Annotated in this window: 10 protein-coding genes; 9 read left to right on the top strand and 1 reads right to left on the bottom strand. The window is 41.5% G+C overall.

Going from position 1 to position 15,204, the window contains the following annotated elements:
• Window positions 1-236: 236 nt before the first annotated feature.
• The 8 genes from PCY70_RS00485 (at window position 237) to PCY70_RS00450 (ending at window position 12,834) form a co-directional block, all read left to right on the top strand.
• Complete coding sequence (locus tag PCY70_RS00485; protein WP_305768019.1) at window positions 237-1,568, top strand: SO_0444 family Cu/Zn efflux transporter; 1,332 nt, start codon at window positions 237-239, stop codon at window positions 1,566-1,568.
• A gap of 195 nt (window positions 1,569-1,763) precedes the next feature.
• Entirely contained in the window at window positions 1,764-2,456 is a 693-nt protein-coding gene (locus PCY70_RS00480; RefSeq protein ID WP_305768018.1) for a hypothetical protein, read from the top strand.
• Window positions 2,457-2,488: 32 nt separating this feature from the next.
• Window positions 2,489-3,022 carry a hypothetical protein gene (locus PCY70_RS00475; protein ID WP_305768017.1) on the top strand — a complete coding sequence of 178 codons (534 nt, stop codon included), beginning with the start codon at window positions 2,489-2,491 and terminating at the stop codon, window positions 3,020-3,022.
• Complete coding sequence (locus PCY70_RS00470; RefSeq protein ID WP_305768016.1) at window positions 2,961-4,238, top strand: hypothetical protein; 1,278 nt, start codon at window positions 2,961-2,963, stop codon at window positions 4,236-4,238. Before PCY70_RS00475 ends, PCY70_RS00470 begins: the two co-directional genes overlap by 62 nt.
• A 629-nt stretch (window positions 4,239-4,867) precedes the next feature.
• On the top strand, window positions 4,868-5,611 hold the full coding sequence (locus PCY70_RS00465) for a RodZ family helix-turn-helix domain-containing protein (RefSeq protein ID WP_305768015.1): 744 nt from the start codon (window positions 4,868-4,870) through the stop codon (window positions 5,609-5,611).
• Window positions 5,612-5,649: 38 nt separating this feature from the next.
• Complete coding sequence (locus PCY70_RS00460; RefSeq protein WP_305768014.1) at window positions 5,650-6,420, top strand: hypothetical protein; 771 nt, start codon at window positions 5,650-5,652, stop codon at window positions 6,418-6,420.
• A 454-nt stretch (window positions 6,421-6,874) separates the two neighbouring features.
• Entirely contained in the window at window positions 6,875-11,299 is a 4,425-nt protein-coding gene (locus PCY70_RS00455) for a hypothetical protein (RefSeq protein ID WP_305768013.1), read from the top strand.
• Window positions 11,290-12,834, top strand: a complete 1,545-nt coding sequence (locus PCY70_RS00450) for an S-layer homology domain-containing protein (protein WP_305768012.1) — start codon at window positions 11,290-11,292, stop codon at window positions 12,832-12,834. Before PCY70_RS00455 ends, PCY70_RS00450 begins: the two co-directional genes overlap by 10 nt.
• Before the next feature lie 43 nt (window positions 12,835-12,877).
• Here PCY70_RS00450 and PCY70_RS00445 read toward each other — a convergent pair whose 3' ends face one another.
• A complete protein-coding gene (locus PCY70_RS00445) occupies window positions 12,878-13,063 on the bottom strand; it encodes a hypothetical protein (RefSeq protein ID WP_305768011.1) in 186 nt (61 codons plus the stop codon).
• Window positions 13,064-13,417: 354 nt separating this feature from the next.
• On the opposite strand from PCY70_RS00445, the gene PCY70_RS00440 reads away from it, so the two are divergent.
• On the top strand, window positions 13,418-15,097 hold the full coding sequence (locus PCY70_RS00440; protein WP_305768010.1) for an ABC transporter substrate-binding protein: 1,680 nt from the start codon (window positions 13,418-13,420) through the stop codon (window positions 15,095-15,097).
• Window positions 15,098-15,204: the final 107 nt, after the last annotated feature.

Raw genomic sequence — 15,204 nt, 5'->3', positions numbered from 1 at the left:
TTCAAAGCTGGTTGTTATAATGAAGCGCTGCTTGTAATAGCGGCTTTCACTACTATTATATTTATAGTTTTACATTATACACATTATTTTTGAAATTGCAAGTAAAATCCAAAAATATTTCAAAAAAATTAAGCACTCAAAATTATTCTAAAAAAATAATGGATATAAAATTATTGACAACATTGTTAAGGGCAGAGTACTATATAAATATATATAATTTAGAGGGAGGATATTGAATGGAGTATATCAATAATCTATGGCATCTGTTCGTTGATATGTCATTTTATTTAGTCATCGGAATAATTTTTACTGGTATTTTACACGCATTTGTGAAAAAAGAAACCGTACTAAAGCATGTTGGAAACGATGACACAAAATCAGTAATCAAAGCTTCGGTTGTTGGGGTTCCGCTTCCATTATGCTCATGTGGAGTTGTACCAACAGCCTTGTATCTGGGGGAAAATGGCGCTAGCAAAGGTGCCGTCGTAAGTTTTCTTACTTCTACACCACAAACCGGCGTGGATAGTATTATTGCAACATACGGAATGATGGGCCCTGTGTTTGCTATTTTTCGGGCTGTTGCAGCCTTCATTTCTGGAATTTTTTCTGGAATAGTTACAAACAAATTTTGCAAAAAAGAGTCAGTTCAATATAAAGTAAAAACTAATTGTAGCTGTTCTCATGATGCGGCACCGGCCAAAACGGCTCACTCTTGCTGTTCTCATGATGCGGCACCGGCCAAAACGGCTCACTCTTGCTGTTCTCATGATGCGGCACCGGCCAAAACGGCTCACTCTTGCTGTTCTCATGATGCGGCACCGGCCAAAACGGCTCACTCTTGCTGTTCTCATGATGCGGCACCGGCCAAAACGGCTCACTCTTGCTGTTCTCATGATGCGGCACCGGCCAAAACGGCTCACTCTTGCTGTTCTCATGATGCGGCACCGGCCAAAACGGCTCACTCTTGCTGTTCTCATGATGCGACACCGGCTGAACCTTCATTTAAAGCTAAAGTAGTTAGTATATTTACCTATGGATTTGGAGATTTTTTAGACGAAATTGCCGTCAATCTTGTAATTGGCCTTATAATTGCGGCGTTGATCAGTACCTCTCTTCCCGAAACTTGGATTGCTAGTATTCAGTCACCTATATTAGTTATGCTTATCATGCTGGTGATCGGGATTCCGATGTATGTGTGCTCTACGGCGTCTATCCCTATTGCAGTATCTTTGATGATGAAGGGAATTTCTCCTGGAGCCGCGTTTGTATTTTTGTTTGCTGGTCCGGTTACCAATATCGCATCTCTTTCCATATTGTTCAAAAGCCTGGGTAAAAAAACAATGGCTGTATACTTAACTTGCATTGCCATATCTAGTGTAGTTTGCGGATTATTTTTAGACGCTATGATCTCTTTATTTAACTCAAATGTAATAATAGAATCAGTTCATGCTCATCTTCATGGCCATGATTTATATCGCACCGTAATTGCTATAGTTTTTGGTTTACTAATTATTAGAAGTCTCGTAAAACAATTTAATACAAAACGCGCTAACAAAATTGCGGCATAAGCAGATGTTCTTCTCTCCATTTAACTATGGGGAGTTTTTTTTGTTGCAACTTATGCCATATTTTTCCTTATTTACATATCCTTTGATCTATCTCTCTAGATGTTGCTCTTTGTCCTACTTATTACAAAAAATTAAATAGAATTAACAGGGATTTTTACCATATACTTATAAAAATAACATTATGGAGGCCTTAATATGAAAAACAAAGAAATTTCTCATATTGCTTATATCAATTTTACTGACCAGCCCATTGCTATTTTGGTCGAAGAAAAAACGCATCTAAAGCAACTCTTTCCAGAAAAAATTAAAAACTATAGACCAATTTCTTCGGGCTTTCATAATATTTCTGTAATCAATAGGCTAACTAATGATGTTATTGTGATAAAGCGAGTAAATTTACGACCTGGCGCTAGTTATATGTTTGCTATTTCCAAAAAATCTAAAGATGAATCTGCTTTTAAATGTATACTTTCTGAGGAAAGAAATATGTCATTTAAAGATATATACTATGCCGCGAGATTTGGTAACTTTGCAAAGGAAATCCATTCGGTAGCGTTATGTACAGAAATAGATCCTCCGATCCTTCTCAAAAATTCATATACAAATGTAAGTTCCTATTCCATATTGGATCCTGCAAAGAAATATTACTTAGAAATCATCGACCTTGAGCATCAAACTATTCGTTTAGCACTGCCGAAGTCAAAAAAATTTCGGATATACACTCTTTTTATACGCTATGACGATGCCCAAAAAACATACAAATTGTTATCAAATATCGATAGAACGTCATATGTAGGCAATAACTTATCTGTGCTTTCAAATACGAAAAACTCATCCAAAAAATTAGCCAAAACAAAGGAAAAAATACCCAGAAAATCTAAAATTTAATGTGCAATCTTATATAGAAAGGACTATCACCTATGCATTCAATACCATTATCCTCAACTTTGAATTACGATTCCACAGAGCCCATGCTTATAATGACTCAAAATGTTTCATCGACCTCTGCCGGAAAGTTTAGCAATGTGTATATTAAAAATATTTCTGGAAAATCACTCAAAAATATTCAACTGAGAATCCATACAACTGCAATAGACATTATAGATCAAATTTGGAGCAATATTCCATCGATACACGCATTTACGCCAATCGGATTCAATTTGGTTATTCAAGCTCTTCCGAAATCTGAAGTATTTCATCTGATGTATAGCACCCGCGATCCATATAATATGCACAACAGAATAGTAAACACCATGCAGATAGAAGCCTTCGAACTAATCGATGAGCAAAGAACATCTGCAGATCATTTTGACAACACCGTAACCGACGCAACGCAAGCCGTCCAACAAAGAAGCCAACACGTTCGAAGCGTATACAGTCGATACTCCATTAATGAAAAGCATCAATTCTCCGGCAGATATTCTAAAAAATACTCTTCCGCTAAAAAATTTTAAAGAAGCTATGGCGCAAGGAAATAGGTCCCTAAATTATACACCAGCCAATCCATCGCTAGAGGCCGTATTAGCGAATATGGATAAATCATCGTCCGAAATAACCCTACCGTTGGACGTTGCATTAGCAAATATGAGTGATCTCTCGCTTGAAAACTTCAAAAAGATGATGCAACAAGCTGCGCAATCTGAATCACCTGACACTGAAAATCTGCCATCTACATCAGCGTATTCTCTATCGGCAAACTCAACAGCTACATCTGTGAACTCACGATCGGTAAACTCAACAGCTACATCTGCGAATTCTCGATCGGCAAACTCACCATATGAATCAGCAGACTCACGATCGGTAAACTCAACAGCTACATCTGCGAATTCTCGATCGGCAAACTCACCATATGAATCAGCAGACTCACGATCGGTAAACTCAACAGCTACATCTGCGAATTCTCAATCGGCAACCTCGCAAGCTACATCAGCGGACTCACGATCGGCAAACGCGACAGCTACATCAGCTAACTCATCATCGGCAAACTCGACATATGCATCAGCGAATTCACGATCGGCAAACTCAGCAGCTACATCAGCTAACGCACGATCGGCAAACTCAACAGCTACATCTGCGAATTCTCGATCGGCAAACTCACCATATGAATCAGCAGACTCACGATCGGTAAACTCAACAGCTACATCTGCGAATTCTCGATCGGCAAACTCACCATATGAATCAGCAGACTCACGATCGGTAAACTCAACAGCTACATCTGCGAATTCTCGATCGGCAAACTCACCATATGAATCAGCAGACTCACGATCGGTAAACTCAACAGCTACATCTGCGAATTCTCGATCGGCAAACTCACCATATGAATCAGCAGACTCACGATCGGTAAACTCAACAGCTACATCTGCGAATTCTCAATCGGCAACCTCGCAAGCTACATCAGCGGACTCACGATCGGCAAACTCGACAGCTACATCAGCGAATTCTCAACCGGCAAAACTCAACGAGCTACATCAGCGAACTCACGATCGGCAAACTCAGCAGCTACATCAGCTAACGCATCATCGGCAACTGCGCCAGCTACATCAACAGACTCGCGATCGGCAAACTCAACAACTACATCAGCGAACTCACAATCGGCAAACTCAACAACTACATCAGCGAACTCACAATCGGCAAACTCAACAGCTACATCAGCAGACTCACGATCGGTAAACTCAACAGCTACATCTGTGAACTCACGATCGGTAAACTCAACAGCTACATCAGCGAATTCTCGATCGGCAAACTCACCATATGAATCAGCAGACTCACGATCGGTAAACTCAACAGCTACATCTGCGAATTCTCGATCGGCAAACTCACCATATGAATCAGCAGACTCACGATCGGTAAACTCAACAGCTACATCTGCGAATTCTCGATCGGCAAACTCACCATATGAATCAGCAGACTCACGATCGGTAAACTCAACAGCTACATCAGCGAATTCTCTATCGGCAAACTCGCCATATGCATCAGCGAATTCACGATCGGCAAACTCAGCAGCTACATCAGCGAACGCATCGTCGGCAAACTCGCCATATGCATCAGCAGACTCACGATCGGTAAACTCAACAGCTACATCTGCGAATTCTCGATCGGCAAACTCACCATATGAATCAGCAGACTCACGATCGGTAAACTCAACAGCTACATCTGCGAATTCTCGATCGGCAAACTCACCATATGAATCAGCAGACTCACGATCGGTAAACTCAACAGCTACATCTGCGAATTCTCGATCGGCAAACTCACCATATGAATCAGCAGACTCACGATCGGTAAACTCAACAGCTACATCTGTGAACTCACGATCGGCAAACACAACAGCTACATCAGCAAACTCACAATCGGCAAACTCGCCAGCTACATCAGCTAACTCATCATCGGCAAACTCGACATATGCATCAGCGAATTCTCAATCGGCAAACTCAACAGCTGCATCAGCGAACTCATCATCGGCAACCTCGCCAGCTACATCAGCGCACTCACGATCGGCAAACTCAACAGCTACATCAGCTAACGCATCATCGGCAACTTCGCCAGCTACATCCGCAGACTCACGATCGGCAAACTCAACAACTACATCAGCGAACTCACCATCGGCAAACTCAACAGCTACATCAGCGAATTCTCAATCGGCAACCTCGCCATATGCATCAGCGAATTCTCTATCGGCAAACTCAACAGCTACATCAACGAACTCACGATCGGCAAACTCGCCAGATGCATCAGCAGACTCACGATCGGTAAACTCAACAGCTACATCTGCGAATTCTCGATCGGCAAACTCACCATATGAATCAGCAGACTCACGATCGGTAAACTCAACAGCTACATCCGCAGACTCACGATCGGCAAACTCAACAGATACATCAGCGAACTCACATCGGCAAACTCAACAGCTACATCAGCAGACTCACGATCGGCAAACTCAACAGCTACATCAGCAGACTCACGATCGGCAAACTCGCCAGATGTTCCTTTGCAAGAGCTCCTTAAAACTATTGTCACAGAGGCACTTTCGGCATCCAACCCAGCCTTGAAGACGGCATTAACTGATGAATTATTTAGCTCGTCCTCGTTGGCAGAGAAATTAAAGACATCATTAGCCGCTACTAGTTTAAAAAATGCGTCACCGATCGAAAGTTTTAAAATTGCGTCTTCGGCTACAGAAAAATTTTTGCCGTCTGGAACGCCGAAAAGTGCCGGTGTGTCTGATAGCTCAGTAAAAAAATTACAATCTATAATCAAAGCAGCTGGTGGACTGTCGGAAGTTTCGATAGAAAAATTACACGCAGTGGTGGAGAAATCGATTGCCGAGGGTGGGTCTCAGATTGCTGCACAAAAGTTGCGAGCCATATTGAACGAAAAAGATACCGCAAATCGGGTCACGACCGCGTCGGCGATTCCCGAAACTGCGAATCAAGTGACGGTTATGGAACTGCCCAAAACGACGTCGATAACGCAACAGTTTAAGCCTAGTATCACGTTGCAAATCCAGGGTAAATCTGACGAAGAAGCATTGCCTATTAGACTTAGCTCGGAATTTTCAATAACGACGGCGGCGCAAAACGAGTTCGAATATATCATAAGTCTTGCGTCACCAAATTTGGGAACGGCCAGCTTTCCGATTTACGCTCCAACGATTAACAATGTGACGATTTCGAATAAATTTGTTGAGGGATTTGTTTTAAATGGAGAAATAACCATCACCGATTTGGCGGGCGACGAATTTGAAGCTACGGTAGATTATTGCGATTCAATGCTTGTCATATCGGATATTGATGTGCCAGCTGCAGATGTGATAACCATAAGCATTCCAGTTCAATTTAATGGTCGAGATAATTGTTAGAAAAAATATTTATGGAATTATTTACGAAATATTAGGTATAATATGCCAAAATCTGAGCATACTAACAGTGAATACGTAGCTTACAGCTCTTGTCATCGGAAGTTGCCTTGTCGCCAAAAGTCTCTTAGATAGCCCATGTTCATAGAGATTTTTCGTTGTTTTATTACCAAAGATGAAATCTGACAGAGCGTGAGTCTACTATTTTCACTTAGATTTTTGTGTAGATATATTAGAATATGAACATCATAAGCATAAATTTAATAAGGAGGAGCTACTGCAAATCGTAGCAACATATATAATGAACTCACAAAAAGTAATTTCTCTTCTATTAGCATCCATGACATACACAAATTACTTCCCCTCGTACATACAAGCAACAGTGAGAAGTGATTTAGAAGACACGACTGTTTCTGAAAGTGAGATAAATCAGTTTACAAAGGAGTTATTTTTCAGTATGCCCGAAGTATTAGCAGACATTGATATCCCAGAGCCATCATTTGAGATTCCGATTATTGAGGAGCCCTATGCTGATTTGGAGGTCGCGACCAATTCGAAAAAGATTGCCAAACAAACCAAATTGATGGAGTTTTTTGAATTTAGCCAAATTCCAGAGCCAGAATTTCAGATTCCTATTATTAGCAATACCTTTGATGCTTTGAGCACAGCAATTCAGGAAAGCGTGGATCTTGCGGAACTGGAGGATGCCCTAGCCGATGCGTTAGATATTCGTAAAAACGTTATTATTATGACAGAAGACCCAACTTTGGTAGATCAGGGGATTCGATTTGTTTCATTTCAGGCTGCACAAGAGTATGATACCATTATAGAAAAAGTTCAGGCATTTGTTGATTCTATAAAGGCCGAAGAGGAAACAGACGTCGACATCGCGGCGATGATATTTAATTTACGCGAAGCCACAATCAATTTCAGCGACAAAATTTTGGAAGGCACTTTGATTGATACGTCCAAACTTGTGGCAGCCATAGATAACGCACTTGCCAGCCAGGTTGGCATTACCGTTAGAGATGCTACCGAATCTGAGATACCAAAAGGCACTGCGTTCATCTCGTCTGCTGCTGCCAAAAAGCTCAATGACAATTTAGCTGCAGCGCGCGCAATAATCAGCACCGTCGCTGAAGGCAATTCCGAAAACACGGTGACGGCTCAGACCGTTTCTATTGCCACTGCAAATCTACAGAAGGCTATAAAAACTTACAACAAAGCAATTCGACACGGCAAGTACGAAAATCTTAGGTCATTATCGGAACAGATTGAGCAAGCGATCATCGCTCGAGATGATGTAGAAGTTATCGATGCAACTGCCGACAAAGTACCTTTCGGAATTCGATTCGTTTCTAGCACGGCCTTTGCGACTTTAGATGCTTCTATAACAGCAGCCAAAGCTATAAGCATACTAGAAGTGGAATCCGATGTCGAAGTAGATGCTGTTGAAAATTTAATCGATGCCGTCGAAAAATTTGAGAACTCAATTCAAATAGGAACTTTTGTAGATACCAGCTCTTTGAGAAAGCAAATTGAAATTGCTCAAGATTTACAGGCTGATATTGCCATCATAGATAATTCTGCGGAAGAAGTTGCTCAGGGAGTTAGGTTTGCTCCGTTGGTACAAGCTAAAGAATTATCTGCCAATATAGCGGCCGCTCAAGCGATCGTGGAGGAAGCGCAAAAGTCACAAAACGCCATCACCACGGCTATCGTTGCGCAATCGGTTGATAGCCTTCGCCAAGAGACAAATTCCTTTGGTAAATCTATCCAAACCGGAACTTTTGTGGATACGACCAAACTTCGAGATGAGATAAAAAATGCGCGTCGGGCAGTGACCGATGTTAAGCCGATGCGTGCCGAGGCGACAAAAGTGCTTCAAGGAACTCGCTTCGTTGATCCTGATGTTTTCGCGATGTTTGAAAAATCTATGGCCGCTGCCGATGAAATTATTGGAATTGCGGATGCTGGAAATGTTGATAATGTTATAACCCCGATGCTTGTATCTACTGCAATTTCAAATTTGAGACAAGCTATAGCCGAGTTTTCTGATGCATTGGAAATAGGATCTTTCGTTGACGCGGCACCGTTGATCGCCGAAATTGATCGTGCGCAGACCGTTAAGTTTGGAATAAAAATTATCGACGCAAATGCGACTGAAGTGCCAAAGGGCATTCGATTTGTTTCCACTGCCGACTCGGCCGCATTTGATAAAGATATTGCGAAAGCGCAGCATATGGTCGAACGAGTTAAATTGCAAATTTCTGAGCCCATTCCAACTATGGCTGTTTTTGAGGAAGATCAATATTTGATATTTACCGAGTCTGCAAATGACAAATTTATAGCTCCGTTGATACCAAATTTTGCAGAAGCCGAATGTGCAGTTTCTGCGATGCTCACACCTGAAGTTGTAGCGGATTTGGCCTCTGCTCCAAATGCCATTTCGGTTATGAGCAAGGACATCGTAACTCCAAAGCTCGTTGCCAACGAAGTAATTGAGTTGCAGCTTGCCGTAGTTAAGTTTAAAAATTCTATTCAGACTGGATCTCTTGTGGACGTTGAAGCGCTTAAGGAAGCCATCGTAGATTTTGAGGCAATGTTAGGCGAGGTTGTCGTTGTTGATAATGAAAAAGAGGAAAACGTGCGTCAAGGTCTCAAATTTATAAACGGCAAACAGTACGAAAATTTTGATGCAGTTTTGTCAAGGGTTCGCTCAATTGCCGCAGCACCTCTCGATCTTGAAATGGTGGGTTCGGCTTTGACCGACATTCATCGAGCCATGAAAAACTTACAAAATAGCATCAAGGTGGGGACATTTATCGATGTTATGCCTCTTGAATATGCCATTAACGCCGCGCTCGAAGCAAAAGTCGACTTGGAAATTATTGACAAATTAGCTACAGAGGTCTACAAAGGAATCTGGTTTGTAACCCCAGCTGAGCTCGAAGCTTTGGATAACGCAATTTTTTCGGCACGCGATATTGCCGATTCCCCGCCTAGCCTTTCTGCAGTAGATGACGAAATAGCAAAGCTTTCTGATGCGACTATTACGTTCAAAAATCTCACCAAAGTTGGACTGATGGATACATCGCAGCTGTGGGACCAGATAAAAGAAATCACTCAGCTTAGTAAAAATATTGGAGTGATTGACAAGCCAGCAAACAAGGTCGATAAAGGTGTGTTATTCGTTACTCCAAATGATTTGACGGCCATTAATATTGCTCTTGATTCTGCTCGCAAAGTTGCAAAGAATCCTGCTTCTGTTGCCGAAATTGCGGCCGCTCAAGCCAGCTTAGAATTTGCTTATGATACATTCAAAGCCGCCGCAAAGAATGGGACGTTCGTCGATACGTCTACTCTTCTAAAAGCTATCGAAAAAGCTAACGATGCAAGGATTGGCATTGTTGCAGTCGACAAAGATTCTTCCAGCATTGCAAAGGGAATTTCGTTTGTATCGCTTCAAGAAATGATGGCTTTGGACACTGCGATTGCCAGAGCTAACGAAGTCGTAGAAAATCCTGAAAATGATCGCACCGTGGCTATCGCGACAATCGATTTAAAATCTGCCGTAGATATTTTTCAAGATTTGATCAAACAGGGGACGTTTGTTTCTGCAGTTAATACCAGTGCTTTGACTGCTAAAATTAAGGAAGCTCACCAAGCGATGGCGGGAATATTGGCAACTGATAAATCGGCTGGCGGAATTGCTCATGGCACAAAATTTGTCTCGACGACGCAAATGCAAACTTTCGCCGATGCCATAGGGGCTGCTCGGTGGGCTGTCGAAAACTCCGAAAGCGATTCTGACGTTACAAAAGCTACGGCGACACTTGCCAAAGCTATCAAAGTTTTTGAAAGAGAGGTGAAAGTCGGCCGTTTTTTAGAATTAGCAAATTTGGTGGCAAGCATTGAGGCGGCTAAATTTGCAGATGACTGGATCTTAGTTAGAGATAGTAATAAAGAAGAGATCGATTTTGGTGTACCTTTTGTACGCAGCGCCGATATGAAAAATTTGGAAAAAGCCATTGCGAAGGCAGAGTCGACATTGATATCGCCCAAAAACACTGCAGAAATTGATAGTGTAGCATACAATTTAGACCAAGCCGTTGCCAATTTTAAAGAGGCAATCCAAACCGGAGAATTTGTGGATACCTCAAATTTAATTGCCCAAATCGGAAAAACTACTTTGGTCAAAAATGATGTACAGATTGACAACCGTGAATTTTCTGAAGTTGCTATTGGTGTAAAATTTATCTCTAATCAGAAGATGAAAAATTTAGATACGGCAATAGCCGAGGCCAAAAGTGTTGCAAAGGAAATCGAAAAAAAAAATGATTTCGCAACCCCCAATCAACTAATTGCGACCACGATCGAATCACTACAATCTGCCACGGCTGTATTTGAGAGCGAAGTTCAAGTGGGCACATTTATCGATAAGGCAGTTCTTCAGACCGAGATCAGAAAAGCAAAGACGCTTCGAGATAGTATCGTAGTATCTGAAAACGCTCCTGATCAAATCACTAAAGGTGTCAAATTTGTTGATCCGCGGCAAATGGCAAAGCTTACAGACTCCATCGCTGCCGCATCCGCAGTTGTTCACAATTCCAAAAATGAGGGCTTAATTGAAGCCGCTTTGTTGATGCTTCAAAATGCAATTACGATGTTTGAAAGTAGACTACAAGTTGGAGCTTTTGTTGATGCGACGCCGCTTATAACCGAGGTTGCGAACGCTGTTGCGACAAAAAGCCGCGTACTCGATCAGGATACGCATTGCCATGACGCGCATCAGGAATTGGAGAAGGCGATCGCTATAGCAGAAGCGGTAATTGCTCACCCAAAAGCGAGGCCGTGGTTGAAGGAGAAGTATTGGCTCTAAAAAATGCAATTGCGCTGTTTGAAAATACATTACAAGTTGGAGCTTTTGTTGATGCGACGCCGCTTATAACCGAGGTTGCGAACGCTGTTGCGATAAAAAGTCGCGCACTCGATCAGGATACGCATTGCCATGACGCACATCAGGAATTGGAGAAGGCGATCGCTATAGCAGAAGCGGTAATTGCTTCACCCAAAAGCGAGGCCGTGGTTGAAGGAGAAGTATTGGCTCTAAAAAATGCAATTGCGCTGTTTGAAAATACATTACAAGTTGGAGCTTTTGTTGATGCGACGCCGCTTATAACCGAGGTTGCGAACGCTGTTGCGATAAAAAGTCGCGCACTCGATCAGGATACGCATTGCCATGACGCGCATCAGGAATTGGAGAAGGCGATCGCTATAGCAGAAGCGGTAATTGCTTCACCCAAAAGCGAGGCCGTGGTTGAAGGAGAAGTATTGGCTCTAAAAAATGCAATTGCGCTGTTTGAAAATACATTACAAGTTGGAGCTTTTGTTGATGCGACGCCGCTTATAACTGAAGTTGCGAACGCTGTTGCGATAAAAAGCCGCGCACTCGATCAGGATACGCATTGCCATGACGCGCATCAGGAATTGGAGAAGGCGATCGCTATAGCAGAAGCGGTAATTGCCTCACCCAAAAGCGAGGCCGTGGTTGAAGGAGAAGTATTGGCTCTAAAAAATGCAATTGCGCTGTTTGAAAATACATTACAAGTTGGAGCTTTTGTTGATGCGACGCCGCTTATAACCGAGGTTGCGAACGCTGTTGCGATAAAAAGCCGCGCACTCGATCAGGATACGCATTGCCATGACGCGCATCAGGAATTGGAGAAGGCGATCGCTATAGCAGAAGCGGTAATTGCCTCACCCAAAAGCGAGGCCGTGGTTGAAGGAGAAGTATTGGCTCTAAAAAATGCAATTGCAAAATTCGAGCAACAAACTTACTTGGCAAACTGTCAATCAAATACTTCAGAAATTGCGGATGGGGTGGCTGTTGCATTAGATAATGGTGCCCTCGAGGAAGTAGCAACTACAAATATGAGCAATTCATTCGTGAATATAAACGCCCCTTTATCGCCAATATCTCGAGCATCTTTTGCGACAGTGATGTATGCGTTTGCCGATTTGGAGCATTCGGATAATATGAGCGATGTTGAGACATTTAGCGATATTGGATCGGATGAGGAATATGCATATGCGATAAAATGGGCGGTCGATTCGGGAATTTACAGCGGCTATGCCGACGGGACTTTTCGTCCAGACTGTAACATTTCGCGAGAGCAACTAGCAGTGGTGCTATTTAATTTTGCCAAGACGGCGAATATTTTTACTACACAGTTGGCTGATATTTCGGGCTACGCAGATGCAAACGACGTGAGTAGCTGGGCTCTATTAGCAGTAAAATGGGCTATAAATAACGAAATTTTGTTGGGTCGAGATCACAAGCTTGAGCCTACTGAGTATGCTACTAGAGCCGAGGTTGCCTTTGCCATCAGCAAATTGAGTTCGTTAAATAATTAAAAACGATAAGAACGAGATCTGGTCTGTTGCATATTAGCACAGACTATTTTAGTTTCTGATAGTTATACAAATCAATAAGCTGCGCATCAAAATAGTGGTTAAAGAAATCATAATCTTGTTTAATTTTATCTTCATTTAATTGCGATCCCAAAGTCACAAATTCTGACTTCTCGTTTGATCGTGTATTTTGTCGTTTATTTTTAAATAGGTTTATCTTAAATGGGTTCATCTTCATTCCACCTTCACAATCATTATAAATAATATTGCCACAAAATTCGATTTTCAACCAAACTTATAAAATTTTTTTCGTTTGCTACTAGTTTTTACATTAAAATATTGATTATGTATTTTTTGTTAGCAGCAATTTAAAATAATGACCAACAAATTATGTAATAATTATGTTTTTTTATAGAATTAGCATGCGCATATTTGGGTTTAGCTTTAAACGCAAGTACTTTTTACCAAAAATATCATATTGCAAAACAATTAACTAAGTGTTATTATATATTTACATAAATGCTACAACTTTTGAAAGAGCCATATAATTCATATAAGTCACTAAACAAAAAAAGGAGAGATTACTATGATAAAATTTTCAAAAAAAATTACAACACTATCTCTGATTGCTGGATTTTCTACTATTGCTTTAATAGGTTGTGGTGGCTCCGAAGATGCGACACCAAATACAGATGCAACTGAATCTGGAGCGTTTGGAACTAGCGTTTTTGCTGTTGGTGACTTAAACGGAGTATTTAGCCCTTTCTTCTATACTACTGCGTATGACGACGTCATTAATGGTCGTGTGCATATGGGATTGTTAGGGCAAGATCGCTTGGGACAAGTTGTTCCAGAAGCCGCAACTTTTAATATAGAAGAAACAACGACAGATTCTGGCGACCTACAAACTGTATATACTTTTACATTACAAGACGGCATCAAATTTAGCGATGGCGAGCCTATGACTGCGGACGATGTGATGTTCAATTTTTTGGTACTACTAGATCCAACTTATGACGGAATGTCGACGCTAAACACGTTGCCTATTGTGGGCCTTGCAGACTATAAAGAGGGCGACGCAACTGAAATTGCGGGTATCAAAAAATTAGACGACAAAACTGTTCAAGTTACCATTGATGGCATCGATCCTGCAGCTATTTACAAGTTTGCTATATCTGTAACACCAGAACACTATTATGGAACCACTTTCAAAAAAGGCGATTTATCAGGAGTAAAACTTAAAAACGAAGCTCCGTTGGGTGCAGGGCCATTTATTTTTGACAGCTTTGCAAACAACGTTGTTAACTTAGTAAACAATCCAAACTATTTCTTTGGTGCACCTAAATTAGACAAGTTGAAGTTTCAGGTAATAGATCAAGCAAATATGTTTGAGGCCGTTAGAAGCCAGCAGGTGGATTTATCCGATCCATCAGCATCTCCAGAGATGGTTGCCAATGTCGAAGAAGCGGGATTACACTATGAGCTAGTAGACAACTTGGGCTATGGCTATATTGGAATCAATGCCGAGCGTGTACCAGATATTAATGTACGTAAAGGTTTGATGCATCTTATGAATCGTGCTCCTGCAGTTGAGTCATATTACGGCGACTTGGCTACTGTGATAGAACGCCCGATGTCCACCGTGTCTTGGGCATATCCGCAAGATGCCACAGAATATTATGGTTACGATGTAGCGAAGGCAAAAGAATATTTCGTGGCTGCGGGTTATACTGAAGTAGACGGAAAATTGGTTAAAGATGGAAAACAACTGCGTATAGAAGTGGGGATTCCAGGTGGCGGAACGATGGATCACCCAACTGCACCTGTTTTAACTCAAATGAAGAGCGACCTAGAAGCCATGGGGGCAGTTCTAGAAATAGCGGATACCGACGGATCTCTGTTCTTCGATGTTCTCAATCAAAAAGGCTGGGATATGTGGGTGGCAGCTTGGGGGTCTACAGCCGATCCCGATATGTATCAAATATATCACTCAACAGGGCCATCAAATCACTACTCCATATTTAATGATGACTTAGACAAAATAATAGTAGATGCACGCTCCACAAACGACGTCGCAGTTCGAACAAATTTGTATCAACAAGCCTTGGATATTATAATGGATCAAGCAGTGGAAATGCCTGTTTATCAGCGTAAAAATATGTATGTGTTTAACCCAGAAATGATTAATATAGATTCGCTTACTGATGATATGACTCCGTATTACAATTTCTACAGTGAGCTTCAAAATATAGAGATGGTCAAATAAATTTTGTAGTGGTCACGGTTTGATTCCGTGGCCCTTATTGTTGATGCGGCACTTCAGCTTATAGCATATGCTGTGATTTGAATTGCTGCATTAATAAGTAATATAAA

It is taken from the genome of Candidatus Epulonipiscium viviparus (assembly GCF_030708075.1).
In the GTDB taxonomy this organism is placed as follows: Bacteria; Bacillota; Clostridia; order Lachnospirales; family Cellulosilyticaceae; genus Epulonipiscioides; species Epulonipiscioides viviparus.
Note: the sequence above shows the minus strand (reverse complement) of the source record. Positions and strands in the feature narration are given on the sequence as shown.